The sequence below is a fragment of the Streptomyces sp. L500 genome (assembly GCF_054551825.1).
In genome coordinates this window covers 101440-127591 of sequence record NZ_JBTOLC010000008.1, presented here as the reverse complement: position 1 = coordinate 127591, position 26152 = coordinate 101440, and the positions used below count along the sequence as shown (strand labels likewise).

At 73.1% G+C, this 26152-nt stretch carries 22 protein-coding genes and 1 tRNA gene; 13 read left to right on the top strand and 10 right to left on the bottom strand.

Features of this window, described 5'->3' with window-relative positions:
* Nucleotides 1-17 precede the first annotated feature (17 nt).
* Nucleotides 18-227: a DUF397 domain-containing protein gene (locus ACX9I7_RS11180; RefSeq protein WP_459387199.1), complete on the top strand. Its 210-nt coding sequence runs from the start codon at nt 18-20 to the stop codon at nt 225-227.
* A gap of 42 nt (nt 228-269) precedes the next feature.
* Here the strand turns inward: ACX9I7_RS11180 and ACX9I7_RS11175 are convergent, their stop codons facing one another.
* Complete coding sequence (locus ACX9I7_RS11175) at nt 270-812, bottom strand: hypothetical protein (protein ID WP_459387198.1); 543 nt, start codon at nt 810-812, stop codon at nt 270-272.
* 209 nt (nt 813-1021) lie between these two features.
* On the opposite strand from ACX9I7_RS11175, the gene ACX9I7_RS11170 reads away from it, so the two are divergent.
* The gene (locus ACX9I7_RS11170) at nt 1022-1543 is read left to right on the top strand and encodes an EF-hand domain-containing protein (RefSeq protein ID WP_459387197.1); all 522 of its coding nucleotides are present in this window, start codon (nt 1022-1024) and stop codon (nt 1541-1543) included.
* A 3-nt stretch (nt 1544-1546) separates the two neighbouring features.
* Here ACX9I7_RS11170 and ACX9I7_RS11165 read toward each other — a convergent pair whose 3' ends face one another.
* Both ACX9I7_RS11165 and ACX9I7_RS11160 read right to left on the bottom strand, forming a co-directional pair.
* Nucleotides 1547-2410, bottom strand: a complete 864-nt coding sequence (locus tag ACX9I7_RS11165; RefSeq protein WP_459387236.1) for an AraC family transcriptional regulator — start codon at nt 2408-2410, stop codon at nt 1547-1549.
* Nucleotides 2411-2520: 110 nt separating this feature from the next.
* Nucleotides 2521-3327, bottom strand: a complete 807-nt coding sequence (locus ACX9I7_RS11160; RefSeq protein ID WP_459387196.1) for a dioxygenase family protein — start codon at nt 3325-3327, stop codon at nt 2521-2523.
* Between the two features lie 127 nt (nt 3328-3454).
* Here ACX9I7_RS11160 and ACX9I7_RS11155 point away from each other — a divergent pair, with 127 nt between their 5' ends.
* Entirely contained in the window at nt 3455-3976 is a 522-nt protein-coding gene (locus ACX9I7_RS11155) for a MarR family winged helix-turn-helix transcriptional regulator (protein ID WP_126914593.1), read from the top strand.
* A gap of 134 nt (nt 3977-4110) precedes the next feature.
* Here ACX9I7_RS11155 and ACX9I7_RS11150 read toward each other — a convergent pair whose 3' ends face one another.
* Both ACX9I7_RS11150 and ACX9I7_RS11145 read right to left on the bottom strand, forming a co-directional pair.
* Nucleotides 4111-5619 (bottom strand): MFS transporter, encoded by a 1509-nt coding sequence (locus tag ACX9I7_RS11150; RefSeq protein ID WP_387568881.1) that lies wholly within the window; start codon nt 5617-5619, stop codon nt 4111-4113.
* A 124-nt stretch (nt 5620-5743) separates the two neighbouring features.
* Nucleotides 5744-6442, bottom strand: coding sequence for a TetR/AcrR family transcriptional regulator (locus ACX9I7_RS11145; RefSeq protein WP_459387195.1), 699 nt, complete (start codon nt 6440-6442; stop codon nt 5744-5746).
* Between the two features lie 271 nt (nt 6443-6713).
* Here ACX9I7_RS11145 and ACX9I7_RS11140 point away from each other — a divergent pair, with 271 nt between their 5' ends.
* From ACX9I7_RS11140 to recQ, 7 genes are all read left to right on the top strand, one after another.
* Nucleotides 6714-8117: a M6 family metalloprotease domain-containing protein gene (locus tag ACX9I7_RS11140; protein WP_459387194.1), complete on the top strand. Its 1404-nt coding sequence runs from the start codon at nt 6714-6716 to the stop codon at nt 8115-8117.
* Nucleotides 8118-8228: 111 nt separating this feature from the next.
* Nucleotides 8229-8301, top strand: a tRNA-Arg gene (locus ACX9I7_RS11135).
* Between the two features lie 200 nt (nt 8302-8501).
* Nucleotides 8502-10181, top strand: coding sequence for a sigma-70 family RNA polymerase sigma factor (locus tag ACX9I7_RS11130; protein ID WP_459387193.1), 1680 nt, complete (start codon nt 8502-8504; stop codon nt 10179-10181).
* A 114-nt stretch (nt 10182-10295) separates the two neighbouring features.
* A complete protein-coding gene (locus ACX9I7_RS11125; RefSeq protein WP_459387192.1) occupies nt 10296-12374 on the top strand; it encodes an RICIN domain-containing protein in 2079 nt (692 codons plus the stop codon).
* A 94-nt stretch (nt 12375-12468) separates the two neighbouring features.
* The gene (locus tag ACX9I7_RS11120; protein WP_459387191.1) at nt 12469-13065 is read left to right on the top strand and encodes a hypothetical protein; all 597 of its coding nucleotides are present in this window, start codon (nt 12469-12471) and stop codon (nt 13063-13065) included.
* Nucleotides 13066-13151: 86 nt separating this feature from the next.
* A complete protein-coding gene (locus ACX9I7_RS11115) occupies nt 13152-15200 on the top strand; it encodes a restriction endonuclease (protein ID WP_459387190.1) in 2049 nt (682 codons plus the stop codon).
* Nucleotides 15201-15320: 120 nt separating this feature from the next.
* Nucleotides 15321-17345 (top strand): DNA helicase RecQ, encoded by a 2025-nt coding sequence (gene recQ / locus ACX9I7_RS11110; RefSeq protein WP_459387189.1) that lies wholly within the window; start codon nt 15321-15323, stop codon nt 17343-17345.
* Between the two features lie 27 nt (nt 17346-17372).
* On the opposite strand, the gene ACX9I7_RS11105 is transcribed toward recQ, so the two are convergent.
* Nucleotides 17373-18416: a questin oxidase family protein gene (locus ACX9I7_RS11105; RefSeq protein ID WP_459387188.1), complete on the bottom strand. Its 1044-nt coding sequence runs from the start codon at nt 18414-18416 to the stop codon at nt 17373-17375.
* A 99-nt stretch (nt 18417-18515) separates the two neighbouring features.
* Nucleotides 18516-18950 (bottom strand): hypothetical protein, encoded by a 435-nt coding sequence (locus ACX9I7_RS11100; RefSeq protein WP_387568819.1) that lies wholly within the window; start codon nt 18948-18950, stop codon nt 18516-18518.
* A 450-nt stretch (nt 18951-19400) separates the two neighbouring features.
* Here ACX9I7_RS11100 and ACX9I7_RS11095 point away from each other — a divergent pair, with 450 nt between their 5' ends.
* Nucleotides 19401-20405 (top strand): sigma-70 family RNA polymerase sigma factor, encoded by a 1005-nt coding sequence (locus ACX9I7_RS11095; protein WP_126914583.1) that lies wholly within the window; start codon nt 19401-19403, stop codon nt 20403-20405.
* Nucleotides 20406-20530: 125 nt separating this feature from the next.
* Here the strand turns inward: ACX9I7_RS11095 and ACX9I7_RS11090 are convergent, their stop codons facing one another.
* Entirely contained in the window at nt 20531-21499 is a 969-nt protein-coding gene (locus ACX9I7_RS11090; protein WP_387568817.1) for a helix-turn-helix transcriptional regulator, read from the bottom strand.
* Between the two features lie 116 nt (nt 21500-21615).
* On the opposite strand from ACX9I7_RS11090, the gene ACX9I7_RS11085 reads away from it, so the two are divergent.
* The gene (locus tag ACX9I7_RS11085; RefSeq protein WP_459387187.1) at nt 21616-23190 is read left to right on the top strand and encodes an MFS transporter; all 1575 of its coding nucleotides are present in this window, start codon (nt 21616-21618) and stop codon (nt 23188-23190) included.
* 240 nt (nt 23191-23430) lie between these two features.
* Here the strand turns inward: ACX9I7_RS11085 and ACX9I7_RS11080 are convergent, their stop codons facing one another.
* Nucleotides 23431-24549, bottom strand: coding sequence for a P1 family peptidase (locus ACX9I7_RS11080; protein ID WP_459387186.1), 1119 nt, complete (start codon nt 24547-24549; stop codon nt 23431-23433).
* Nucleotides 24550-24587: 38 nt separating this feature from the next.
* The gene (locus ACX9I7_RS11075; RefSeq protein ID WP_459387185.1) at nt 24588-25814 is read right to left on the bottom strand and encodes a low temperature requirement protein A; all 1227 of its coding nucleotides are present in this window, start codon (nt 25812-25814) and stop codon (nt 24588-24590) included.
* Between the two features lie 129 nt (nt 25815-25943).
* Between ACX9I7_RS11075 and ACX9I7_RS11070 the strand changes: the two genes are divergently transcribed.
* Nucleotides 25944-26135 (top strand): hypothetical protein, encoded by a 192-nt coding sequence (locus ACX9I7_RS11070; protein WP_358625798.1) that lies wholly within the window; start codon nt 25944-25946, stop codon nt 26133-26135.
* Nucleotides 26136-26152 lie beyond the last annotated feature (17 nt).

The window sequence follows — 26152 nt, the reverse complement described above, 5'->3', positions numbered from 1 at the left end:
GGGAAGAGGTGGCGGCAGTGGGCCGAGCGACGACCCCCGATGGCATATGGCGCAAGAGTTCCTACAGCAGCGGGAACGGCCAGTGTTTCGAGATAGCGGTCCGGCGGGGGGCGGTGGCGACCCGCGACAGCAAGGACTTGACCGGTGCGGCGCTGACCTTCGGCGTGGACGCCTGGTCGGCGTTTGTCACCGGCCTCCGGGCCGGGGGTTTCGGGGCCGCCGGCTGAGGCGCCCCGCCCCCCGGCGGGCCCCGGCCGCAGCCCGGAACCCTACGGCTGGATCTCCAGCTGAACCCCGTTGCTCCCGCCCCGGAGGCCGGACGCGAGGCAGTCCGTCAGGAGTTCGCGGGGTGGCCCCGCGACGGTCCGCCGTACGGGGTGGCCCTTGCCGCGCCCGCTCGTGACCCGGCCCGACTGTTCGAGGAGTAGGACGCCCGCCGCGCGGACGGTCGTGGCGTTGTCGTAGACGATCAGGGACCGGCGGCCGTCGGCGTAGCGGACGGTTTCCACGCCGCTCCCACCGGACACCGCGACGCAGACCGCTTCCGGCAGGTCCGAGTCGAAGGAGCCGGTGGCCGGGACGGTGTGGCCGGGGGCGACGGTGCAGGTGTAGGTGATGTCCCCGTGGACATGGGTGGGCTGGGGAACGAGTGTGAGCGGCGGGGCGTAGCGGCTCTCGCCGCTGCCCGTGCAGGTGACGCCCCGGCCCTCTCCCTCGCCCGTTCCTGCCTGACCGGCCGGCGCCCACGCCACCGTCGAGCCCACGAGCGGCAGGGAACCCAGCGCCACCGCCATGCCGCGCTTACCGAACACATGCCCTCCAGGACGTCCTGTGCGGAAATATCGGACCTTGGCTACCCAGAGGTGCATCCGCTGCCCAGGCGTCCCGAAGCGCACCACCCGCGCGTGCCCTGGCTGGGCGCGCCGTCGCGCGCGCTGCTGACCCCGCCCGGCGCATGGCCCCCGCAGCGCGCCGGGTAGGAAGCGACGGACGAACCCTCGTCGAGCAGAAGGGGATCCCTGTGAGCCGTACGACCGCCACCGCCACCGCCGCCACCGCCGCGCGCAGGCGCGTCTTCGCCATGATGGACGCGGACGGCGACGGGGTCGTCTCGGCGCGGGAATACCTCTCCCGGGTCGACCGGACAGTCCAGGCCGCTGGCCGCACGGAGGACGATCCGCTCGTCGTCGTCGCCCGCGCCGAGGGCCGGAAGGTCTGGGCGGAGATGGACGCGGACGGCGACGGGAAGCTGACGTTCGACGAATACGACGCGTGGGCGGGTGCCGGAACGTTCGACAACGTTTGCCGGCCCGTGCTCGGCTCGCTGTTCGACCTCGCCGACACCGACGGCGACGGCGCCCTGGACAAGGCCGAGTTCACGGCGCTGCGCACCGCGCTCAACAACCCGCCGGGGAACGCCGCCGCCGCGTTCGACGCACTCGACACCGACGGCGACGGCCGGGTCGGCCGTGACGCGTATCTGGCGTCGATCCGCGCCTTCGTCATCGGGGACGGTTCGCCGATGGGCGAGTCCCTGTACTAGGTACTAGGCCCGCCCCACCGGGATCCACAGCTCCGCGTCCGCGTGCGTCCCGTCCGCCGACGGGCGTACGCGGAGGATCTCGGGGCCGGGGCGGCTCTCGTACGGGTTCGAGGGGAACCACTGCGTGAACACGTCGCGCCACAGGTGCTGGAGCGCCTGCGGGAACGGGCCGGAGTTCTCGAAGACGGCCCATGTGCCGGCCGGGACGGCGAGGACGTCCAGGTCGGCGGGAACGTCCTCCGCGCCCGTCACCACGCCGTGGTAGTAGTCGAGTTCGCTGCCCTCCGCGCGGCTCGGGTCGAGCAGGACGCTCACCGCGACGATCCCCGACGGGTCCTGGTCGGAGAGCGTGGCGATGCGGCCCAGCTCGTCCTTCCCGATGCCCCGGACGAACTCGGCTATCGCCGGGTTGACCCCTTCGTACACGAGCGGGACGCGGGCCTTCTTTCCGGCCACGCGGAACTCGTCCTTCTCCACAATCCGGTATCGCATACTGCTGTTCCCTTCGACGATGAGGCGGAAGGACATCCGGGGCTGGGCGCTCAGCGCCGCGCCGGTTCGCCGGGCCTCGCCCGGGCCCACGCCGTGGAGGGCGCGGAACGCGCGGGCGAAGGCTTCCCCCGAGCCGTAGCCGTAGCGCGTCGCGACGTCCAGCAGCGTCCGTTCGCCGGCGAGCACCTCGGCGCCCGCGACGGTCAGGCGCCTGCGGCGGATGTACTCCGACAGCGGGACGCCGGCCAGCGCGGAGAACAGCCGGCGGAGGTGGTACTCCGATGTCACCGCGATGCGCGCGAGATCGGCCACGTCGATCGGCTGGTCGAGGTGTGACTCGATGTGCTCCAGCGCCTGGTTCAGCCGTTCCAGCACCATCCCGGGCTCCTTCCCTTTCGATCACTCACGTTAGGAAAGGACCACCCTGCCGGACCCGACATCCTGTGCCCGGTCCGGTCGGGTCGACCCGGTCGGGTCGACGACGGCTACCAGACCTGCCCGAACTGCACCGACCGCTTCGCCAGCCCGCCCCAGAAGCCGTCGATGACATGGCGTTGGGCACCGAAGTCGTCGCCCGCCGTGCCCATCGCCGCGCCCATCGCCACGAACAGCGGCGCGAAGTGCTCGGTACGGGGGTGGGCCAGCCGGCCGGCCGGGGCCTTGTGCTCGAAGTCGAGGAGCGCGTCGACGTCCTCCGCCGCCAGGGCCTCGCGGCCCCACGCGTCGAACTCCGCCGACCAGCCGGGCGGGCCGGAGCCGGCGTGGCGGAGGGCGGCGAGGTTGTGGGTGAAGAAGCCGCTGCCGACGATCAGGACGCCCTCGTCGCGCAGCGGCGCGAGCCGCCGGCCGATCTCCAGCAGCCGCGTGGGGTTCAGGGTGGGCAGGGACATCTGGAGGACGGGGACGTCCGCGTCGGGGTACATCTCGACGAGCGGGACGTACGCGCCGTGGTCCAGCCCCCGGTCGGGCAGGTCCGTCACGGGCGTACCGGCGCCCCGCAGGGTGCGGCGGACCCGGTCCGCGAGGGCCGGGGCGCCCGGTGCCGCGTAGCGGACGCGGTAGTAGTGCTCGGGGAAGCCCCAGAAGTCGTACACGAGCGGCACGGTCTCGGTGGCGCCCAGCGCGAGAGGGGCCTCCTCCCAGTGGGCGGAGATCATCAGGATCGCCGTGGGCCGGGGCAGGTCCGCGGCCCAGGCGGCGAGCTGGCCGGGCCATATGGGGTCGTCCGCGAGGGGCGGCGCGCCGTGGGAGAGGTAGAGGGCGGGCAGGCGCCCGGGTGCCGGTGCCGACATGACAGCCTCCGATTTGCTTGAACTCTCAAACATCTACCGTCCTCGACCTTACAACTTTATTATTTAAGCTTCAAGCAATGGCTGGTCGTCGTACCGGAGGGAACCCGCGAGTGAAACAGTGGATGTCATGACGAACCGACCCCCGGAGGTCCCGGACGACGCCGCCGTCGCCGAGCCCCGCTGGCTCACCCCCGCCGAGCAGGAGGCCTGGCGGGCCTACCAGCACGCCTCCACGCTGCTGGAGGACTATCTCGACCGGCAGCTGCAGCGCGACGCGGGCATGCCGCACGTCTACTACGGCCTGCTCGTCAAGCTCTCGGAGTCGCCCCGGCGCCGGATGCGGATGACCGAGCTGGCGCAGAGCGCGAAGATCACCCGGTCCCGGCTCTCGCACGCGATCGCCCGGCTGGAGAAGAGCGGCTGGGTGCGGCGCGAGGAGTGCCCGTCGGACAAGCGCGGGCAACTGGCCGTGCTGACCGACGCCGGCTTCGAGATGCTGCGGCGGTCCGCGCCGGGGCACGTGGAGGCGGTCCGGGGCGCGGTCTTCGACCGGCTGACGCCCGAGCAGGTGGCCAAGTTCGGCGAGGTGTGCGGGATCATCGCCGCCGGGCTCCAGCCGGAGGGCGCGGACCTGCCCTGGCTGCGGTGACCTGAAGCCCTTGTGCGTGCGGTGACCTGAAGCCCGTTGGAAGCGCGGTGACCTGAAGCCCGTCGAAAAGCGCGAAGGGCCCCTGCCGACCGATTCGGCAGGGGCCCTTCGCGTATGTGCGTACCGCTACGGCCTCAGTGGGCCATCACCGGGATCGCGTCCTCGGCCGTCTCGCCGTCCGCGGAGGATGCGGCGGCGGGGCCGCCACCCGGGTTGGCGTTGACGAAGACGAGGGCGACCAGCGCGGACAGCGACAGGATGCCGACCGCCCACCACACGGCGGTGGAGTAACCGTGCACCATCGACTGGAAGGTGAGGATCTTCGGGTTCGTGGCACCGGCCATGTGGGACTTGAAGTAGTCCGTGGTGGCGCTGGCCGCGATGGTGTTGAGCAGCGCGGTGCCGATGGCGCCGCCGACCTGCTGCGAGGTGTTGACCATCGCCGAGGCGACACCCGCGTCACGCGGCTGCACGCCGTGGGTGGCCAGGCTCATGGCGGGCATGAAGGCCGTGCCCATGCCGAGGCCCATCATCATCAGGCCGGGCAGGATCACCGCCGCGTAGGAGGTGTCCAGGTCGATCTGGGTGAGCAGCATCATGCCGGCCGCCGCGAGCAGGAAGCCGGGGGCCATCAGCCAGCGCGCCGGGACGCGGGTCATCAGGCGGGTGCCGATCTGCGTGGAACCGGTGATCATCATGGCGATCATCGGCAGGAACGACAGACCGGTCTTGACCGGCGAGTAGCCGCGGACGACCTGCAGGTAGTACGTCAGGAAGAGGAACAGGCCGAACATCGCGATGGCGGCCAGGCCCAGGGAGATGTAGACGCCGCCGCGGTTGCGGTCGGTGAGCACGCGCAGCGGCATCAGCGGGGCCTTCACCGAGCGCTCGACGAGCAGGAAGGCGCCCAGCAGTACGGCCGCGGCGACGAACAGGCCGATGGTGACGCCGGCCGACCAGCCGTCGGACTCGGCGCGCGTGAAGCCGTAGACCAGGGAGACCAGGCCGAGGGTGGCCAGGATGACACCGGGGATGTCCAGCTTCGAAGGGTTGCGGCCCTCGGCGGGCTCGCGGATCACGGAGATCGCGCCGACGGCGGCGACGACTGCGAAGGGGATGTTCACGAAGAACGTCCAGCGCCAGTTGAGGTATTCGGTGAAGAGACCGCCGAGGATCAGGCCGACACCACCACCGGCACCGGCGATGGCGCCGAAGATGCCGAATGCCTTGGCGCGCTCCTTCGCCTCGGTGAAGAGCACGGCGAGCAGCGACAGGGCCGCCGGGGCGAGCAGCGCGCCGAAGACGCCCTGGAGGGCGCGGGCGCCCAGCAGCATGGCGGTGTTGACGGCGGCGCCGCCGAGCGCGGAGGCGGCCGCGAAGCCGATCAGGCCGGTGACGAACGCCCGCTTGCGGCCCCACAGGTCGGAGATCCGGCCGCCGAAGAGCAGCAGTCCACCGAAGGCGAGGGCGTAGGCGGTGATGACCCACTGCCGGTTGCCGTCCGAGATGCCCAGGTCGGACTGGGCGGAGGGCAGCGCGATGTTCACGATGGTCGCGTCGAGGACGACCATCAGCTGGGCCAGGGCGATGAATATCAGCGCTTTCCAGCGCCTCGGATCGGCTTCGGTGCGGAGATCTGACATGGGTGGGGCCTACCTAGCGGTAATGGTGAGGTGTGCGGTGGTTCGTGGGCCTGTCCGGTGCGCGTTCCGTCCGACGCGAGGTCCGTCCGGTGCGCGGTCCTGTCCGGTGCGCGGGCCGCGCGGGCTACGGGCGGGGTGCGTCCCCGGTGGTCGGGCCTGTGGTCGGCCCGGTCGACGGGTTCGCTGCCGAGGAGAATCCCTTGCGCAGGTCCGCCAAGGTGGCGGGCGCGCCGGGGAGTTCCGACCGGGCCGGGTTCATCAGGCCGTCCAGGAACAGCTGGAGGTGGCGGTGGACGAACTGGCCGAAGTCGTGGCAGCCGGTGTCGGGCAGCGGTCTGGTGAGCTGGGTGATGGCCACCATCAGGTCGCCGATGCCGATGTCGGCGCGGAGCTGACCGGACGCGCGGGCGGCGGCCATCAGCGCCTCGATGAGGCTCTCCAGCCGGTCGCGGGCCTCGACGTGGTCGGGGTGGCTCTTGTCGACACCCTCGGCGAGCAGGGGGCACAGGGCCCCGATCCGCTCGTCCGCCGCGGCGTGGACGAAGCGCCTCAGCGCGTGGAAAGCATCGGGCTCCTCCGCTAGCGCCGCCTCCGCCCGGTCGGCGATACGGGCCATGACGGAGAGGGTGACGTGGTGAATCAGCTCGCGGCGGTCCGCGAAGTGCCGGTACAGCGTGGCATTGCCGACCCCGGCACGTCGAGCGATTTCATCGAGTGAGGAATCGGCCCCGTGCTCGACGAGGGCTTCGCGGGCTGCCGCGACGATCCGCTCGCGGTTGCGCAGGGCGTCGGCGCGCAGGCGGGGCTGCGGGGCTGTGGCCAAGGCCGCGCCCTCCTTCCGTGAGAAGTGCTATGCGGGGAGTCGCTCCCCGTTTGACAGGAACGCTCACTTAAACGGGGAGACCTTCCCCGGATATTTCGGGGCGCCGTATGGCGTGAATCACACCCCCGGATGGCGGGATTCCACTCCCCGTCTGCCGCAGTCCGGGACGCGCGGGCCCGCTCACCGGGCACAGGGTGAGTGATGAGTACGACGAGATGACGACGCTGAGATGAAGTCGTGGGATGAAGACGTGGGATGAAGGCGAGGCGGCATGAGACCCCTGGTCATCCTGGTCGCGGCGGCCACGGTGGGCGCCCTCACCGCCCCCCTGCCCGCGCGGGCGGGGGGCGCCGGGAGCGCGTCCGGCGCGGGCCGGACCGCGACAGCCGCCCGCCCGGCGGCCACGGACGGGACGACCGCCGGCCTCTCCGTTGGTGACCTCTCCGCCGACGACACGTCCGCCGCCGCTCACCCCTCCGCCGCCGCCCGCTCGGCTGCCGGACTCCGGGGCGGGGGCCGGCCGCCCGGCGGCCCGTGCGCGCTGCGCACCGTCTCCCCGCACGTCTCCGAGGGGGCCCGCACCCCGCGCGGGTACGCCCGCTCCAGCGGCGTCGTACGGGCCGTCACCTTCCTCATCGACTTCCCGGACGCCCCCGCGAGGATCACCCCGCACAAGCGGTACGCCGAGTTCTTCCCGGCCGTCGCCGACTACTACCGCGTCAGCTCCTACGGCCGGCTCGACTACCGCTCCACGCCCTGGCCGCGCTGGATCCGCATGTCCCGCCCGTACCGCTCGTACGGCATCACGCGCGGCGCGACCTTCGACCCCAACCGGGACGACGGCTACTACGCGATCACCAAGGAGATCGTGGCCGCCGTCGGCGGCCGGGTCGACTTCCGGCGCTACGACCTGATCAACGTGCTGGCCGCGCCCGACGCCGGCCCGCCCGCCGTCCAGGACGTCCGCTCGGTGACGTTCGCGGGCGCCGCCACGGGGCTGACCTCCCGCAACGGCGCCCCCATCCGGAACGTGTCCTTCATCTGGAGCCGGCAGACCGGCGACAGCCCCTACCGCGTCCTCAACCACGAGAACGCCCACAGCTTCGGCCTTCCCGACCTCTACCGGGGCGACCAGAACCGGATGCCGCGCACCCCCGTCGGTCACTGGGACCCCATGGACGAGGACTGGGGGCCCTCGAACGACTTCCTCGCCTGGCACAAGTGGAAGCTGGGCTGGCTGGCCCCCTCGCAGGTCCACTGCGTGTCCCGGCCCGGCCGCCGGCTGCTGACCCTGAGCCCCACCTCGGTGCCGGGCGGCCCCAAGCTCGCCGTGATCCCCCTCTCCACGACCCGCGCGATCACCCTGGAGGCCCGCGCCCCGGGCCGCCTCGACCACGCCGTCTGCCGCCCCGGCGTCCTCGTCACGACCGTCGCCTCCGACGTGCCCTCGGGCGCCGCCCCCGTGCGCGCCTCCGACGCCACCCCGGGCAGCCGCGGCTGCCTGACCACCGACCCCAACGTGAGCCCGGCCCTGACCGACGCCCCCTACCGCGCCGGCCAGCGCTGCACGGCGGCCGGCGTCACCGTCGACGTCCTCGGCCAGGACCGCGCCGGGAACTGGCGCGTCCTGGTCACCCGCCGCCCACCGGCGGACCACGCGGACGACTACGCCTGATGGCCCACTGACCCGCCGCACGCCGATCCGCTAACCTGTCCGTCGAGCGTCCTCGCAGGCCGCGCGGCCCCCAGGGGTGTCCGCGGGCGCCGGCGGACGCGCTCACGCCCCGCCTCCGTAGCTCAGGGGATAGAGCACCGCTCTCCTAAAGCGGGTGTCGGCAGTTCGAATCTGCCCGGGGGCACGCGCGCGAAGGCCCCCAGCCGACAACGGCTGGGGGCCTTCGTCGTGCCCGCACCACCGCTTCGGCAGCCCCCGCCGTGATCGTCCGGTGCTGAACCGGTGGCCAAAAAGTTGGAGCAGTTTTCGTTATGGCCCCGGTTACCCCAGGTCTCCCATGCATCGGAACGCCAGGAATGGCGGACGGAAACGAGGTGGCGAGGCGTGACTGTGAAGAGTGTGACCGGGGTGACCGGAGTGGTCGAGGCGGCGCGGGCCGGGGACGCGGGTGCGCAGGGCGAACTCGTGGCCGCCTGTCTGCCGCTGGTCTACAACATCGTCGGCAGGGCGCTGAAGGGCCACGCGGACGTCGACGACGTGGTCCAGGAGACGATGATCCGGATGGTGGGCGGTCTCTCCGGGCTGCGTGACGCCTCCCGCTTCCGGTCCTGGCTCGTCGCGATCGCCGTGAACCGGATCCGCGGCCACTGGCGCAGACAGCAGGACGCTCCCGTGGGCGGGCTCCAGGAGGCGTGCCACCTCTCCGACCCCGGCGCCGACTTCGTCGAGCTGACGATCCTCCGGCTCGGGCTGGAGGGACAGCGCCGGCAGGTCGCCGAGGCCACCCGCTGGCTCGACGACGACGAGCGGGCCGCGCTGTCCCTGTGGTGGCTGGAGGCGACGGGCGAGCTGACCCGGGCCGAGGTCGCCGCGGCGCTGGAGCTCACGCCGCAGCACACCGCCGTGCGCATCCAGCGCACCAAGCTCCAGTTGGAGACCGCCCGGGCCGTCGTCCGGGCCCTGGCCACCACCCCCCGCTGCCCGGAACTCGCGGGCATCGTCGGCATCTGGGACGGCACGCCCTCCCCGCTGTGGCGCAAGCGCATCGCCCGGCACACGCGCGGCTGCGCCGAGTGCGGCGGTCACTGGACCGCGCTCATCCCCGCCGAGGGACTGCTCGCGGGCCTCGGACTCGTCCCGGTGAGCGCCGCCCTGATGGATCGTCTCGCCGCGGGCGCGTTGGGCGTTCAGCCCGTCGGCTGCGCCACGGGCGGTGCTTCGTCCGGTGGGGCGGGAGGGGTGGCGCCCGGTACGTCCTCGGGGGCGCCCGCCCCGGCCGTGCGCCGTCGTCCCGGCGTTCGCGCGGTCGTCACCGCCGTCGCCCTGGCCGTCACCGTCGCGATCGGCGTCCTGGGCGGGTACCGCTACCTCGCCCCCGCCCCGGACGGCAGCGGAACGCGCGACGGAAACCAGGGCCGGGGTGCGGAGAACGTGGTGCTTCCGCTCACGTCCCTGCGCACCGAGCTCCCCTCGCCGCCCGTACCCGCGCCCTCCGCGTCCTCCCCGGCGGCCCGTACCGCCACGTCCGCGCCCGCGCCCGCCCACCGGCCCGTCGGGCACGAGCCCGCCCGTACCTCCTCCGCGCCCACGTCCGACCGCTCCACCGGCCCCGTCCGTACCCCGGCGCCGGCGGTCACTCCCGTCACTCCCGGCGCCGATCAGCGGGACGCGACCGCACGGGAGGTCGAGCGTCAGGTCAACAAGGAGCGGGCCAAGGCCGGTTGCGGGCCGCTGCGGGCCAGCGCCGAGCTGGTCGTCGTCGCCCGGCGCGGCGCGGGCGAACTGGCGCTGGGCGCCCGCCTCGACGCCTCCCGAGAGCAGGAGCAGGGGCAGGCGCGGGACGGCGAGCAGGGGCCGGAGAGGGCGGAGCCCGGGCACCGCTGGAGCCTCGCGGGCATGGCCTCGGCCGGACGGGCCGGCTTCGCCGGGGCCGTCACGGTGTGGTCGCGCGGCGCGACCCGCCACGACGTCGTCCGCGACTGCTCGCTGACCGAACTCGGCGTCGCGTTCACCTTCGCCGCCGGTTCGCCGCAGCACGGGACGCCCGTCGTCGCCGCCCGCTGACCGACCACCACCGGCCCGCAGATTCCCCCTGAACTTCCGCGCGCCCGCCGCGTGGTTCCGCCGGGGCCTTCCGCCCCGGCCCCGTCACACCCTCCACGACCGTTGGGATCACCCATGCGCTCCAAGCACGTACGCGACAGACGCAGTACCACCCACCGTCGGAAGAAGAACGGACGACGACCACTGATACTCACGGCGGCCGCGACCGTCGCGGCCGCCGCCGTCGCCGCCGGGGTCCTCACCCTCGGCACCGGGACCGGAACCGGCCCCGCGTCCGACGTCGAGGCGGGCGCCCCGGCCGACGCCGCGATCGTGCCCGCCGCCGCGCCCCGGCACCAGGAACCGCCCACCCCCCTCACCGCCGCGCCCAAGTCCGACGCGTCGCGCGGCATGGTCTACGACGGCCTCGACCCCGCGCCCAAGGGCGACCCCTGCGCCGGCGTCTACCGCGTCTCCTCCGCGCGCCTGTGCACCCACGGCCCGGACGCGCCGCCCAAGGGCGTCGACATCGCCAAGGACACCCCGCCCGTGGCCCGCGCCACCGCCTCCGGGTCCACCGACCCGGCCGGCGACGGCGGCCGGGGACCCTCGGCCGCCGAGGCGCTGCGCGGCGCCCAGCCCGTCCTCGACGCCCGCACCGGCGGCGTGGCCGCCCCGGCCGCCCCCGGCGGCGGCACGACCACGCCGCAGGCCCCGTCCGGCTCCCGCGTGGTGTGCGAGGGCGACGGCGCGAGCGGCAACCGCGTCCAGGTGCTGTACGTCCACGCGCCCGGCCGCGACCGCTTCGCCCAGTACGCCGCCTCGTTCAAGCAGTGGGCGGCGGAGACCGACCTCATCTACAACGCCAGCGCCCAGGAGACCGGCGGCGAACGGCACGTCCGCTACGTCACCGAGTCCGACTGCACCGCGTCCGTCCTGAACGTCGAGCTGCCCGCGGGCGCCCTCCAGGAGTTCGGCGCGACGAACGACGCGCTGGCCGCCAAGGGCTTCAACCACCGCGACCGCAAGTACATGCTCTTCGCGGACACCCAGGTCTACTGCGGCATAGGCACCTTCAACGGTGACGAGCGCCCCGGCCAGGACAACATGAGCAACTTCGGCCCCTCCTACGGCCGTACCGACTCCGGCTGCTGGGGTGGCAGCACCCCCGCCCACGAGCTGGGCCACAACCTCGGCGCCGTCAACAACAGCGCCCCCCACACCAGCCGCGCCGGGCACTGCGTCGACGAGTGGGACATCATGTGCTACTCGGACGCGCCCAACTACCCGCAGATGCAGATCCTCTGCCCCGACCGCGGCGGCGACCAGCGCCTGGACTGCCACCACGACGACTACTTCCACACCAACCCCAGCCCGGGCAGCTATCTGGCCACCCACTGGAACATCGCCAACAACCGCTTCCTCATCGCGGGCGCCGGCAAGGGCCCCGGCCCGAACCCCTCGCCCACTCCCACCCCCACCACCGGCCCCACGTCCGGACCGACGCGCCCGTCCACCGGCCCCGATGTCCAGGTGACCCAGATCGGCCCGGACTCCGCGCTCGTCGGCTGGAACCCGGTCGCCGGGGCCAAGGGCTATGAGCTGCTCCTCGACGGCAAGAAGCTGGCCGACGTCACGGGTACCGCCCTGCGGATCACCCGGCTCGCGCCCGACAGCGCCCACCGGGTCGCCGTCGCCGTGCGCGACGGGCAGGGCAAGGTCTCCGCGCCCGGCCGCGCCGCGTCCTTCCGCACCCTCGCGGCGACCACCGGCTCCACCCGGCCCGGCGGCAAGTACGTGCTGGTCAACGGCCTGACCGGCCAGGCCGCCGACCTGTGGGGCAGCTCCTCCGCCGACGGTACCGTCGCCATCGCCTACCAGCGCCACGGCTACGCCAACCAGCAGTGGACGTTCGAGAACGCGGGCGGCGGCGCGGTGCGCCTGAAGTCCGTCCAGTCCGGCAAGTGCCTCCAGCCGGGCACCGACGGGCGGGCGGTGGCCGGCCAGTACGTCGCGCAGCGGTCCTGCGACGACACGTCCGCCCAGAAGTGGCGGCTGACCGCGGCGGCCGACGGCTCGTACGTCCTCCAGCCGCAGGGCTCGCAGCTCGTCCTGGGCATCAGCAACCGCTGGTACTACGGCGGCCAGCTGCTGGAACTCCAGCAGCGCAACAGCCAGGGCTACCAGAACTGGACGCTGGCCAAGGCCTCCTGACGGCCTGACCCTTCCGAGGACCTGACCCTCCTGAACCGGGCCGACGGCCACACCCCACAGGTGGCCGTCGGCCCTTCCCCCTACGGAGCGCACGATGACCTTCCGCCCCCGCACGGCCGCCGCCTGTCTCGGCGCCCTGCTCGCCCTGGGCGCCGCCGGCCCGGCCGCCGCGCACGGCGACACGATCCGCCTCACCGTCCCCGGCCCGCCCTCGGACGGCCACATCCGGGCCCTCGCGACCTGGGAGAACGACGGCGACCCCGTGGACGAGCGGGTCGCCGGCACCCTTACGGCCCAGGACGCCGCCGGGCACGCCCAGGGGCCCTGGGTGCTCGTGCCCGTCCCCGGCGCCAAGGGCGCCTACACCACCCACGAGTCGCTGCCGCCCGGAGACTGGACCGTCACCCTCCACTGCGGCTTCCCCGACCTCGGCCACGGCGAGGCCACCGTCACCGTGCCGGCCGCCGCCCCGGCGCGTCCCGCCGCCGACACAGCGGCGCCCGCGACGCCCCACACGACGCAACACACGACGCCGCGCGCGGCGGCCCGGACCGCGCCGGAGGCATCCGCGCGCTCAGGCGGCGACTCCCACCTCACCGCCATCGTCCTCACAGCGGTCATCAGCACGATCGCGCTGGTCGGTGGCTGGTTCGTGCTGCGATCCCGCCGTCCGGGGCGGCCCACGGGATGATCTTTCGCCAGGCGGTGATCAATTCACGCGCAAGCCGACTAAAGTCGACACGCAAGCGCAGTCCGCCGGGGGAGGGAACGTAACCGATGAGTCGCCGCTCCAGTGGGCTGATGAGCATATGGGCCGAGGCGCAGCGTCAGCAGCAGCGTCAGCAGGAGGCCCGGCAGCGGGCGTTGACGCAGCAGCAGCGCGAGCAGGAGCGGCAGCAGCGCGCGCACGAGCGGGATCTGGCGCGCCAGGACCGTGAGCGGCGCCAGGCGTACCGGCAGGCGCGCGAGGCCGAGGCGCGCCGTCGCACGGAGGAGCTCGACGCGCGGATGGCGGCGCTCGAAAACCTGCTGAGCGCCGGGTGCGGAGCGCCGGGCTTCCGGACGAGCGCGCTGGAACGGCCCGAGCGGCTGGAGCCGTTCAACCCCGGCCACCTGGGGCAGCCGGTGCCCATGCCCGACCCGAACGCCTACCGCGGCTTCGGCAACCGCGCGCAGTACGAGCACGACTGGCACGCCGCCCAGGCCGCCGAGGCGCAGCGCCGGCAGCAGCTCGCGGCCTACCGGCAGCAGTACGACCAGTGGGCCGCGGCCACGCTCGCGGACATCCGCCGGCACAACGCGGGCATCGGCGAGACGATCACCGCGCTGCGCGAGGGCGACCCGGACGCCGTGGTGGAGTACTTCTCCGCCGCGCTCTACGCCTCCACCGCCTGGCCGGACGAGTTCCCGCACCAGATAGCCGCCGCCTACGACCCCGGCGCCCGGCAGCTCGTCCTCGACTGGGAGCTGCCCGGCTTCGGGATCGTCCCCGAGATCAAGTCGGTGCGGTACATGCCGACGGCGGACGAGGAGAAGGAGACGGCCCGGCCCGTCACCCAGCGCCGCAACGCCTACCGGGACGTGCTGGCGCAGTGCGTGCTGCTGGCGGTGCGCGAGCTGTTCGCGGCCGACGAGTTCGGGATCCTGGAGTCCGTCGCCCTCAACGGCTTCGTCGACGACCACGACCCGGCCACCGGGCACCGCGCGCAGATCGTCCTGGCCTCGCTGACGGTGAGTCGGTCGGTCTTCTCGGGCCTGCGGCTGGAGCAGGTCAGCGCGGTCGACTGCCTCGTCGACGGCCTCGGCGGGCAGCTGTCCGCCCGGCCCGACCAGCTCGCCGCCGTCCGCCCGGGACGGGTGCCGGGCGACGTCGGGCGCGGCGTGGTCTCCCACGGCGGCGGAGACGACCCGGACCTCTTCGAGATGGACCCCATCGAGTTCGAGGAGCTCGTCGCCGAGCTGTTCCGGGCGCGCGGCATGCGGGCGGTGATGACCACCCGCTCCAACGACGGCGGCGTGGACGTCGAGGCCCTGGACCCCGACCCGATCAGCGGCGGCCGGATCATCGTGCAGGTCAAGCGGTACCGGAAGACCGTCCCGCCGACCGCCGTGCGCGATCTGTACGGCACGGTGCAGGGCGCGGGCGCCAACAAGGGCGTCCTGGTGACGACCTCCGGTTTCGGCCCGGGCTCGTACGCCTTCGCCAACGGCAAGCCGCTCACGCTCGTCTCCGGCGAGGAGCTCGTGGACCTGCTGGCCCAGCACGGGCTGCGCGGCCGGCTCGGCGGCGGGTCGCCGCGCCCGGCCCGGGGCGGCGGGGCGGCTTCCGAGGACCGGCCGGAGACCCACAACGTGCTGGGCATGTCCTGGTCGGGGCGGGTCGCCCTCGACGTGTGCGCGCTGGTCTGCGACGGCGGGCGGGTGCTCAGCGACGATCACTTCGTCTTCTACAACAACCCCCGCACCCCCGACGGCTCCGTCCGGGCGCTGGAGCCCACCCTCGCCGACAAGGCCGCGCTGCGCGTCGCCTTCGAGGAGCTGCCGGCCGCCGCCGACCGGCTGGTGCTGGTCGCGGCCATAGACCCGGAGGTCAACCCGGAGGCGGACCTCTCCCAGTTCACCGACGCCCGCATCCGCCTCGCCGACGCGACGGGGGCCGAGCTCGGGCAGCTGGAGGTCTCGGACGGTCGGCCCGGCGAGACCGCGCTGGTGCTGGGCTCGTTCCGGCGGCGGACGAACGGCGACTGGGACTTCGTGCTCGGGGGGAAGGGGTACCCGGGCGGGCTGGAGGCGCTGGTGCAGGAGTACGGGATAGAGGTCGCGTGATCGTTGTGGCCTCCGCCTGATGACCTCCGCCTGATCATCCGCTCGATCACTCGATCACCCGTTCGTGTGGAGTTCCTTGATCCACCGGGTTCTGTCGGCGGGGCCTCGTAGACTTCTGCAATGGCCGACCCCACACAGACCACAGCAGAGCTCGGAAGCCTCGACGGCGAGGCCCTGAGCTGCCTGCGGCGCGTCTTCGGTTACGACGCGTTCCGCGGCGACCAGGAAGAGATCATCGATCATCTGGTCGGCGGCGGCGACGCGCTCGTGCTGATGCCCACGGGCGGCGGCAAGTCGCTCTGCTACCAGATCCCCGCGCTCGTCAGACCCGGGGTCGGCGTGGTGATCTCCCCCCTGATCGCCCTCATGCAGGACCAGGTCGACGCGCTGCGCGCGCTCGGGGTGCGGGCCGGCTTCCTCAACTCCACCCAGGGCCTGGACGAACGCCGCCTGGTGGAGGCCGAGTTCGCCGCGGGCGAGCTGGACCTGCTCTATCTGGCGCCCGAGCGGCTGCGCGTGGAGTCCACGCTGCGGCTGCTCGACCGGGGCAAGATCTCCCTCTTCGCCATCGACGAGGCGCACTGCGTCGCCCAGTGGGGCCACGACTTCCGCCCCGACTACCTGGCCCTGTCGCAGCTGCACGAGCGCTGGCCGGACGTGCCGCGCGTCGCCCTGACCGCGACGGCCACGGAGGCGACGCGCGCGGAGATCGCCACCCGGCTGAAGCTCCAGGAAGCCCGGCACTTCGTCGCCAGCTTCGACCGGCCCAACATCCAGTACCGCATCGCGCCCAAGAACGACCCGAAGAAGCAGCTCCTGGAGCTGCTGCGCACCGAGCACCCGGGCGACGCGGGCGTCGTCTACTGCCTCTCCCGCAAGGGCGTCGAGGACACCGCCGCGTTCCTCGCGCAGCACGGCGTCGAGGCCCTGCCGTACCACGCGGGCCTCGACGCGCGGACGCGCGCGGCCAACCAGTCGCGCTTCCTGCGCGAGGACGGCATCGTCATGGTCGCCACGATCGCGTTCGGCATGGGCATCGACAAGCCGGACGTGCGCTTCGTCGCCCACCTCGACCTGCCGAAGTCCGTCGAGGGCTACTACCAGGAGACGGGCCGCGCCGGGCGCGACGGCCAGCCGTCCACGGCCTGGCTGGCCTACGGCCTCCAGGACGTTGTCCAGCAGCGCAAGCTGATAGACGGCTCCGAGGGCGACGAGGCGCACCGCCGCCGGCTGGCCGCCCACCTCGACGCGATGCTCGCCCTGTGCGAGACCGTCGAGTGCCGCCGGGCGCGGCTGCTCGACTACTTCGGCCAGACGAGCGCCGAAGCGTGCGGCAACTGCGACACGTGCCTGACCCCGCCGGAGACCTGGGACGGCACGATCGCCGCCCAGAAGTTCCTCTCGGCGATCCTCCGGCTGGCCCGGGAGCGGCGGCAGAAGTTCGGCGCGGGCCACATCATCGACATCCTGCTCGGGAAGAAGAGCGCGAAGGTCATCCAGTTCGACCACGACACGCTGTCCGTCTTCGGCATCGGCACGGAGCTCTCCGTCGCCGAATGGCGAGGCGTGGTACGGCAGTTGCTGGCGCAGGGGCTGCTCGCGGTCGAGGGCGACTACGGCACGCTCGTCCTGACCGAGGCCAGCGGTGACGTGCTGGGCTCGCGCCGCACGGTGTCGCTGCGGCGCGAGCCGAAGCCGGCGCGGTCGTCGACGGGCGCCGCCAAGTCCGGCAAGCGCGCCGCTCCCGTCGACCTGCCGGCGGAGGCCGTGCCGCTCTTCGAGGCGCTGCGGGCGTGGCGCGCGGCGACGGCCCGGGAGCAGGGCGTTCCGGCGTATGTGATCTTCCACGACGCGACGTTGCGGGAGATCGCGACGGCGCGGCCCGGGTCGCTGGACGCGCTGTCCGGGGTGAGCGGCGTGGGCGAGAGCAAGCTGACGAAGTACGGGGAGGGGATTCTGGGGGTGCTGGGGGAGCACGGCGGGGTCCCGGAGGCGGCCGCCCCGGCCCCGGCGCCTGCGCCTGCCCCGGCGCCTGTGCCGGTTTCTGCTCCGGCCCCACAGCCTGCGCGGGTGCCCGCGCAGGCTGTGGGCGAGGACGAGGTGCCGTGGCCGGACGAGGAGCCGCCGTACTGGGCTGAGGACTAGGGGGAGCCCCCTCGGAGTTCCGGTCGCTCAGCCGGCCCCCGGTTCGATCAGCTCGCATGCGCGGGCCGTCGCGGCCAGGGCGGCCGGGCCGCCCACGTCCCACGCCGTGTCGGCGAGTTTGATGACGTGCGCGTCCCCGTGCGCCGCCGCCAGCGCGAAGGACTCCTCCATCGTGGCGGCCCCCGGCGCCGCCGGGAACACCGGCCGCGCCGGTGCGTACGCGGCCGTGATGACCGCGCTCGCCTCCCACGCCGCCGTCAGGCTGGGCACCCACAAGGAGCGGGGGAGCGCCGGAAGGACGCGGAGGACGGCGTTGGGCGCGGTCGCCGCGTGGACGAGCATGACCGCGTCGCCGTGGGCGTAGCGCGGATAGCGGGCGACCGTGGCGCGGACGAGCTCCGTCAGCAGGTCGCGCGCGTCGTCCGGGCCGGCGGGCCGCCGCAGGCCGCTCGCGGCGGCGGGCCAGCCCTCGGCGGCGGGGAGCCGCGCGAGGCGGTCGAGGACGCCGCCCTCCTGGACGGCCAGCGACGGTACGGCGTCCAGCGCGCGGTGGGGGCCCGCGCCGCCGGAGAGGGTGACGGTGACGGGCAGCGGTTGGTGGCGTGCGGCCCAGTAGCCCAGGGCGTGGGCGAGTTCGGCCGTGCGGGGCGCGGTCTCGCCGTCCGTGAGGAGCGTGCGGACGGCGTGGCCGACGCGGATCACGGGGTGGGTGGCGCCGGCGATGATGCCGGGGAGCAGCCGCGGCCACCATGCGGTGAGCACGTCCGTCCAGGGGAGTTCGGTCGTCAGCCGGGTGAAGTGGGTGATCCAGGAGCCGAGGTGGCGGGGGTCGCCGAGTGCCTCGCGCCAGTTGTCGTCGGTGATCGTCAGGGCGGCGGACGGCAGTTCGTCCGTCCGGTGGCGGTAGGCGTCCAGCCAGCGGTGCACCGTGCGGGCCTGGCCGTGGCGGGCGAGGGCCTCCACGGCCATGGGGGCGTGGTTGGAGAGCCAGCCCTGGGACAGTTCGGGGCCGGTGGAGTGGACGCGCTGCAGTGCTTCGTCGAGTGTGCCGTCCTCAGTGATGGCGGTCATGGCCTCACCGTAGGAGCGGGGGCGGCCCCGGCGGAACGGTCGCCGGACCTACGCCCCATGGCTCCCCGGGCGTAGGTCGCGGGTACTCCGTCCGTCCGTTCAGTGCTCGTGCCAGTAGAAGACGTAGTACGAGGCGAGGCCCATGCACACGCCGAAGATCAGGCCGATCCAGGAGGACTCCAGCACCGAGACCTGGGTGAGACTGCGCAGGAAACCCATGGAGACGCCGAAGAGCGCCCCGAACGCGGCGGCGCGCGCCTCGGTGATCATCTTGCCGCGGTTGCGGATCACCAGATAGCCCAGGCCCGCCGAGACCACGGCCGCGACCAGCCCCAGCATCCAGCCCTGGAGCTCGCCGAAGCCGTTGTCGTGGGCGAGGAAGACCGTGTAGAGGCCGAGGACGAAGCCGCCGATGACGGGTACCGCCCAGGTGGCGGTGGGCGCGGTGCGCTCATGGCGGACATGGCCGGTGCGGGGGACGGGGCCGGGTCCCTCGTGGGCGTGGTGCCGGCCGGGCAGGATCGAGTGCGTCATGGCGGGCTCCTCTCGCTCTGTCCACCAGGGCACACCCGCCCCATCGCCGGGGCAACTCGATCACGCCGTCACGGGCCCGGCCGAAGCCGCCAGGAAACCGGCCTTCCGGGCCTTCCCGGGCAACCGGTGACCTATGACCGGCGTCCTTGGGGGTGAGGAAGCGGGGTAGGAGCGGGGTGGCCGCGATGTGACGGCCGTCTCAAGGACGTCGTGGCCGCGGGGGCGCACGAGGTCCGTGGGACGGGCCGCCCCACCGGGGCTGACCTGCGCTTCCCCGACCCGCGTCACCACGCGTACCCGCCGTGCGGCCGGACAGGGTACTGCATGATCCATAAAAAGAAGACGCCTCTGGGGAATTCTGTCCGGATTCCGGCCGTTCTTTACTTCGGACGGAGTGCCCCCGGGGCACCTGGCCCATCCCGCGACACGTCTCATCGCAAGGGAGTACGCATGGCAACCCGTGCCGTCGCCCGTCGTCAGACCACCGCACAGCGGACTGGCGAGGCAAGCAGTGTTCGCGCCACAGGCGGGGAGATCGCCGATCGCGACCTGGTCGGCATGTACCTCGACGAGATCGCGCGTACACCCCTGCTCGACGCCGCCGAGGAAGTCGAGCTGTCGCAGACCATCGAGGCGGGCGTCTACGCCCAGCAGATCCTGGACGGCCTGGAGGCCGGCGGGGACCGTGCGGGCGAGGCGTCGCGCGAGGAGCTGGCGGCGATAGCCGCCGCGGGCGCCCGCGCGAAGGACGTCTTCATCAAGTCCAACCTCCGCCTCGTCGTCGCCGTCGCCCGGCGCTACCCGCGCAGTGGCCTCCCCCTTCTCGACCTGATCCAGGAGGGCAACGCCGGCCTGGTGCGCGCGGTGGAGAAGTTCGACTACACCAAGGGATTCAAGTTCTCCACGTACGCGACGTGGTGGATCCGCCAGGCCATCACCCGGTCGATCGCCGACCAGTCCCGTACGATCCGGCTCCCCGTCCACCTCGTGGAGGAGCTGGGCCGCATCCGCCGGGTGCAGCGCGAGTTCAACCGCGAGAACGGGCGCGATCCGGAGCACGCGGAGATCGCCGAGGAGCTGGGCACCACGCCCGAGCGCGTCGGCGACGTGCTCGACTGGGCCCGTGACCCGGTGAGCCTGAACATGTCCGTGGACGACGAGGGCGAGACCCAGTTCGGCGATCTGCTGGAGGACACCTCCGCCGTCTCGCCGGAACAGTCGGTCATCGCGCTGCTGCGCAGCGAGGAGCTGGAGGATCTCATCGGCCGCCTCGACCAGCGCACCGCGTCGATCATCAAGGCGCGGTACGGCATCGAGGACGGGCGCGAGCGCACCCTGACGGAGGTCGGCAAGCAGCACGGGCTGACGCGTGAGCGCATCCGGCAGATCGAGAAGCACGCGCTGCTGGAACTGAAGAAAATGGCACACGCCACAGGGTTCGACGCGGCGGCCTAAACGGGTCTAATCTGGTTATAAGCCAGCAGGCCGGGTCCCGGCGCATCTCCCCCCCTTGCGCCGGGGCCCTTTTATGTTCGTCCACGCGTTCGCCTCGCCCACGCGTTCGCCGTGTGCGCGGGGGCTCAGGACCTGGCCGTCGCCGCCCTGCCGATGCGGGCGCCCAGCTCGCGCAGGTGGTCCACGAGCTCGCGCGGCTCGTGCGCCTCGAACTCGCAGTCCACTATCGCCAGCCGTAGCGCCACCCACTCCACGGAGTCCGACGCGGTGACGTCCAGCCGGCACGTCGTCGCGTCGACGGGCTCCGGCACCCCGAGCCAGTTCGGCAGCCGGGCGGCCACCGACTCGGCCGGGGCGTGGAACGTGACCACGAGCCGGTACGTCGGCTGGAGCCCGGCCATCGACCGCTTCAGGTACTCCGCCGCGTCGGGCACCGGCAGCTCGCGCGGGGCGAAGCGGGCCCCCGTCGCGAAGGGCTCGCTCACCCGGTCCACCCGGAACGTCCGCCAGTCGTCGCGCTCGACGTCATGCGCCACCAGATACCAGCGGCGGCCCGTGCTGATCAGCCGGTGCGGCTCCACCAGGCGCTTCGTCTCCGTGCCGTCACCCTTGCGGTACGCGAAACGGAGCCGCTCGTGACCGGTGGCGGCGGAGGCGATCACGGTCAGCGTGTGGGGGTCGACGGTCGCGCCGTCGCCACCGGTGAGCGGCACGGTCGCGGCCTGCAGGGCCGAGACCCGGTGCCGCAGCCGGGCCGGCAGCACCTGCTCCAGCTTGGCCAGGGCCCGCACCGACGCCTCCTCGATGCCCTCCACGGCATGGCCCGCGCCCGCGCGCAGCCCCACCGCGATGGCGACCGCCTCCTCGTCGTCCAGGACGAGCGGCGGCAGGGCGGCTCCGGCCGCCAGCCGGTACCCACCCTCGGCCCCCATCGTTGCCTGTACGGGGTAGCCGAGGTCGCGGAGCCGCTCGATGTCCCGCCGGATGGTGCGGGAGCTGACGCCGAGCCGCTCGGCGAGCTCGCTGCCGGGCCATTCGCGAGGTGTCTGGAGGAGAGAGAGCAGATTCAGCAGCCGTGCCGGGGTGTCCGTCATCTCACCAGGGTGGCAGGCATCTAGGACATGACCTGACCTATACGCCCCCTAGCGTGGTGGGCGCACCGGGTGAGGGAAACGATCCGGCGCGCAGGAAGAGGAAAGGCAAGACCCCTGTGACCAGCACCGCCACCACCGACCCGCCCGCCGCCGGGGCCTCCCCCGACGCGACCGCCCCCGCCGGGGCCGACCCCGACGCGACCGCGGACCGCCGCCGCTGGCTGGCGCTCGCCGTGGTGATGACCGCCTCCTTCATGGACCTGGTGGACGTCACCATCGTCAACATCGCCATGCCGAGCATCCAGAAGGACATCGGCGCCTCCTTCAGCATCCTCCAGTGGATCACCGAGGGCTACGCCCTCGCCTTCGCCGCCGGACTGATCACCGGTGGCCGCCTCGGCGACATATACGGGCGCCGTCGTGTGTTCCTCCTCGGCATGGGCGGCTTCACCCTCGCCTCGATGCTCTGCGGCGTCGCGGGCGACCCGCACCTCCTCGTCGCCGCGCGCGTCCTCCAGGGCGCCACGGCCGCGCTGATGGTGCCGCAGGTGCTGGCGATCGTCCACGCCACCTTCCCCGCCCACGAGCGCGGCAAGGTCTTCGGCATGTTCGGCGCCGTCGTCGGCCTGGGCGCGGTCTCCGGGCCCATCCTCGGCGCGCTGCTCACCCAGTGGAACCTCTTCGGCCTGGAGTGGCGGCCGATCTTCCTGGTCAACCTGCCCGTGGGCATCGCCGGCCTGATCATGGGCCGCCGCTACATCTCCGAGTCCCGCGCGCCCCAGGCGCTCAAGCTGGACCTGGTGGGCGTCGTCCTCGCCACCGGCGGGCTGCTGATGCTGCTCTACCCGCTGACGCAGGGCCGCGAGCTGGGCTGGCCGCTGTGGGGCTTCCTCTGCATGGCCGGGAGCGCGGTCGTCTTCGTCCTCTTCGTCGTCTACGAGCGCCACAAGTCGCGGAAGGACGGCTCGCCGCTGGTCGAGCTGTCGCTGTTCAAGGTCAAGAGCTTCGCGGCGGGCATCGGCGTCGAGGTCGCCTTCGGTGTCGCCTGCGGTGTCTTCTTCCTGATCTGGACCCTCTACATGCAGATCGGGCTCGGCTGGAGCCCGCTGCGGGCGGGCCTGACCGGCATCCCCTTCTCCATCGCCGTGTCGGTGGCGGCGGGCCTCTCCGTGCAGAAGCTCGTCCCCCGCTTCGGGCGGAAGGTGCTGCAGGCCGGCGCGCTGTCGATGATGGCGGGCGTCCTGCTCTACATCTGGGAGGCCGAGCACTTCGGGACGGGCATCCACCCCTGGCAGATGGCCCTCCCGCTGACCGTCATGGGCCTCGGCATGGGCCTGATCGTCGCCCCGCTCACCGAGACCGTCATCGCCGGGGTGCCGCGTGAGCACTCGGGCTCGGCGTCCGGCCTGATAAACACCACGCAGCAGCTGGGCAACGCGGTGGGGCTGGGCCTGGTGTCGGTCGTCTTCTTCAACGCCCTCGACGAGGGCGAGGTGGCTCGCGGGCGCGCGGGTGAGGCGTTCGGGGCGGCGTTCCGGCACGGCATGTGGTGGGTGGCGGCGGTCCTGGGCGTGGTGCTTGCCCTGATGTTCGCGCTGCCGCGCAAGGCCGTGGCTCCTGCGGCCGGGTCGGCGCTGCCCGCGCAGGGTGGCGAGGCGGTCGCGTCGCACAAGGAGCGGGCCGCCGTGTAGGCCGGGGGCGGGGTGGGGTGGACGGGCCCTTACGGGGCTGAGCTCTTCGCGGTGCCTGCCACTTTGGTGACGGTTGCCCCGTCCTTGGCTCCAGCGGCGAAGAGCTCTTTACGCCCCTACCAGGGCCCATCCACCCCACCCCGCCCCCTTCCGTTACTACCTCGTGGGTCCCGTTCCGGGTAATCGGGCGGGTGGGTGGGCGAAACCCGCGCCGTCAGGCGTGGGAAGCCCCGACGGCGGTCAGGCGTCCGGGCCGTACAGGTCGCGGTAGGCGGGGAAGACGCCGCCTGGGCCGTCTACGCCCTCCGCCGAGAGGACGGCCCTGACCACGCTGCGGGTCAGGACATCCGCACCGGCGGCGAGGATCTCGTTGACCGCACCCGCCGAGAAATCCGCGCTGCCGGGCAGGTGCTCCTCCACCGGCAGCGGGCGGGCGCCCGTGGCCAGGGCGAAGACCGTGTCGCCGTCGGTCAGCAGATGGACCGGGCGGACCGCGCGGGCCAGGCCGTCGTGGGCGGTGCCCGCGAGCTTCTGGGCCTGGGCGCGGGTCAGGGCGGCGTCGGTGGCGACGACGGCGATGGTGGTGTTGAGCGGGGGACGTACGGAACCCGCCCAGCGCCGGGCCGACTCCTGCCGCGCCGCCGCCAGGGCCTCCTGGGCCGCCCGGTGGCGCTCGGGGGAGGGATAGGCGACGGGCCGGCCCTCGTACAGCCGCCCGTAGAGCACGCCCGTCGCCGGGTCGGCCACGGAACCCGCCGCGTTGACAGCGGCGATCGCGGCGACCGTCACCCCGGAGGAGAGGACCACGCCGGCGGTGCCGATGCCGCCCTTGAGCCCGCCCGCCACCGCGCCGGTGCCCGCGCCGACCGTGCCCAGGGCGACGGGCGCCCCCGGTGCCGTACGGGCCGCCGCCTCGGCGGCCTCCCGGCCCAGCGCGGCGTCCGGACGGGCCCGCCAGTCGCCGCCCCGGCCGAGGTCGAACAGGGCGGCCGCCGGGACCACCGGGACGACCTGCGCCGGATCCGGCCCCACCCGGAAGCCCCGGCCCGCGTCCTCCAGATACGCCATGACACCGGACGCCGCGTCCAGGCCGAAGGCGCTGCCGCCGGTCAGGACGACGGCCTCGACGCGCTGGACGAGATTGCGGGGGTCCAGGGCGTCGGTCTCCCGGGTGCCCGGCCCGCCGCCGCGGACGTCCACGGCGGCGACGGCGCCACCGAGGCCGGGCGCGGTGAGGACGACCGTGGTGCCGGTGAGGGCGCCGTCACCCCTGCGGTGGGCGTGACCCACGTGGAGGCCGTGGACATCGGTGAGGGCGTCCTGGGGTCCGGGTGTGGGCGTGAGACGAGCGTCAGTCATACGGCATCCGTATCACGGACCGTCAGAATATGGAGGAGTCAGCTGTGTTGAGGTGACAGCTCGGGGTCTGGCGGGTTGCGCGTGAAGAGCGTCACCCCTACGGCCACTGTCGCCACCCCGACCAGGCCCGCCAGCAGCACCGCCGCCCCGCCCGCGAACGTGCAGGCGAGAACGGCCAGCGCCGACACCGGCAGGACCAGCTGCTGGGCCGTGCCGCGCTTGTAGTGACGGGAGTGGATGAGCCAGACGCAGAACATGAACAGGGCGGCGGGAACGGTGACACAGGCCGACGCCGCGAACGTGGAGATGTGCGCCTTGCCCACCGACTCCTCGACCGCCACCTCGATGCCCGCGCCGATGGCCGCCGCCGAGCCGAGGACCAGATAGTGGCCATAGCCCCACAGGAACGCCTGGCGGTTGGACGCCAGGTGGAGGTGGATGGGCACGGCGAAGTAGATCCAGTAGGCCGCGAAGATCAACAGCAGGCCGCCGCTCGCGATCGGCAGCAGTTCCCCCACCGCCTCGTGCTCGTCCAGCGCGGACTGGACGGCGACCGTGGCGGCCGACACCGTCTCACCCAGCACGATGATCGTGAACAGGCCGTAGCGCTCGGCGATGTGGTGCGGATGCCAGGCGGTCTGCTGTCGCCTCTCCGCGATCGCGGGCACAGCCATCTCGGCGATCGCCATCACCAGGAACACCCAGGGCTTGGCCCGGTCCGGCAGCAGGAGCAGCCCCAGCCAGCCGACCTGGCACAGGCAGACGCCGACGGCGTACTTGAGCGCCGTGCGCCGCTCCGCCCCGGCGGAGGAGTGCGCGGCCCGCAGCCATTGCGAGACGAGCGCGAGCCGCATCACGGCGTAGCCGAGCCAGACGGCCGTGTAGTTCGCCTCGTCGAAGGCGCGGGGGATGCCCGCCGCCAGGATCAGCACGCCCGCGATCTGGACGAGCGTGACGACGCGGTACACGACGTCGTCCGTGTCGTAGGCGGAGGAGAACCAGCTGAAGTTGACCCAGGCCCACCACACTGCGAAGAAAAGCATGAGATAGCCAGGAATGCCGTGTCCTGGGTGCCCTTCGGCGAGCGCGTGGACCAGTTGTCTGCCGGCCTGGGCGACCGCGACGACGAAGCACAGGTCGAAGAAGAGCTCGAGGGGTGTCGCGGCCCGGTGCTCCTCGTCCCGCCCGCGCGCGGTCATCCGGCGCAGGACGCCGGAGTGGCGGGCGGGCGGCGGCGGCTCCCCGTGCGGCTCCTCGTCGCTCATGGGACGATTGTCACCGCCGTACGGGCCCGCCGCGCGCCGAACGGCAAGTGCCGAGTGCCGGGTCCCGGGTGGCCGGTGGTCTCGTCGGCTCGCGGCCTTCCGGCCGGGGGGCGCCCGTACCCTGGACGCATGAGCACCGCCCCTGAGCCCGCGCCCCGCCGTGACCCCGTGTCCCCGGCCGCCGCGCTGATCTTCGACGACCCGCTGGACCGGCAGTCCTCCGACGACACCGACCGCGGCTGGGGCGACCGCCCGGCCACCGGCGGCAGCGCCGCCGACCTGGCCCGCTTCCTGGACGAGAAGCCGCCCCACCACATCTGATCCGAGGGGTCCGGGTC

What these genes read in the sequence shown, in the direction of transcription:
- ACX9I7_RS11160 (WP_459387196.1), bottom strand. Translation starts at nt 3,327, where the DNA reads ATGTCGGCACCGGCACCCGGGCGCCTGCCCGCCCTCTACCTCTCCCAC.
- recQ (WP_459387189.1), top strand. Translation starts at nt 15,321, where the DNA reads ATGGCCGACCCCACACAGACCACAGCAGAGCTCGGAAGCCTCGACGGC.
- ACX9I7_RS11090 (WP_387568817.1), bottom strand. Translation starts at nt 21,499, where the DNA reads ATGACGGACACCCCGGCACGGCTGCTGAATCTGCTCTCTCTCCTCCAG.
- ACX9I7_RS11120 (WP_459387191.1), top strand. Translation starts at nt 12,469, where the DNA reads ATGACCTTCCGCCCCCGCACGGCCGCCGCCTGTCTCGGCGCCCTGCTC.
- ACX9I7_RS11070 (WP_358625798.1), top strand. Translation starts at nt 25,944, where the DNA reads ATGAGCACCGCCCCTGAGCCCGCGCCCCGCCGTGACCCCGTGTCCCCG.
- ACX9I7_RS11080 (WP_459387186.1), bottom strand. Translation starts at nt 24,549, where the DNA reads ATGACTGACGCTCGTCTCACGCCCACACCCGGACCCCAGGACGCCCTC.
- ACX9I7_RS11115 (WP_459387190.1), top strand. Translation starts at nt 13,152, where the DNA reads ATGAGTCGCCGCTCCAGTGGGCTGATGAGCATATGGGCCGAGGCGCAG.
- ACX9I7_RS11155 (WP_126914593.1), top strand. Translation starts at nt 3,455, where the DNA reads ATGACGAACCGACCCCCGGAGGTCCCGGACGACGCCGCCGTCGCCGAG.
- ACX9I7_RS11105 (WP_459387188.1), bottom strand. Translation starts at nt 18,416, where the DNA reads ATGACCGCCATCACTGAGGACGGCACACTCGACGAAGCACTGCAGCGC.
- ACX9I7_RS11100 (WP_387568819.1), bottom strand. Translation starts at nt 18,950, where the DNA reads ATGACGCACTCGATCCTGCCCGGCCGGCACCACGCCCACGAGGGACCC.
- ACX9I7_RS11125 (WP_459387192.1), top strand. Translation starts at nt 10,296, where the DNA reads ATGCGCTCCAAGCACGTACGCGACAGACGCAGTACCACCCACCGTCGG.
- ACX9I7_RS11075 (WP_459387185.1), bottom strand. Translation starts at nt 25,814, where the DNA reads ATGAGCGACGAGGAGCCGCACGGGGAGCCGCCGCCGCCCGCCCGCCAC.
- ACX9I7_RS11095 (WP_126914583.1), top strand. Translation starts at nt 19,401, where the DNA reads ATGGCAACCCGTGCCGTCGCCCGTCGTCAGACCACCGCACAGCGGACT.
- ACX9I7_RS11140 (WP_459387194.1), top strand. Translation starts at nt 6,714, where the DNA reads ATGAGACCCCTGGTCATCCTGGTCGCGGCGGCCACGGTGGGCGCCCTC.
- ACX9I7_RS11150 (WP_387568881.1), bottom strand. Translation starts at nt 5,619, where the DNA reads ATGTCAGATCTCCGCACCGAAGCCGATCCGAGGCGCTGGAAAGCGCTG.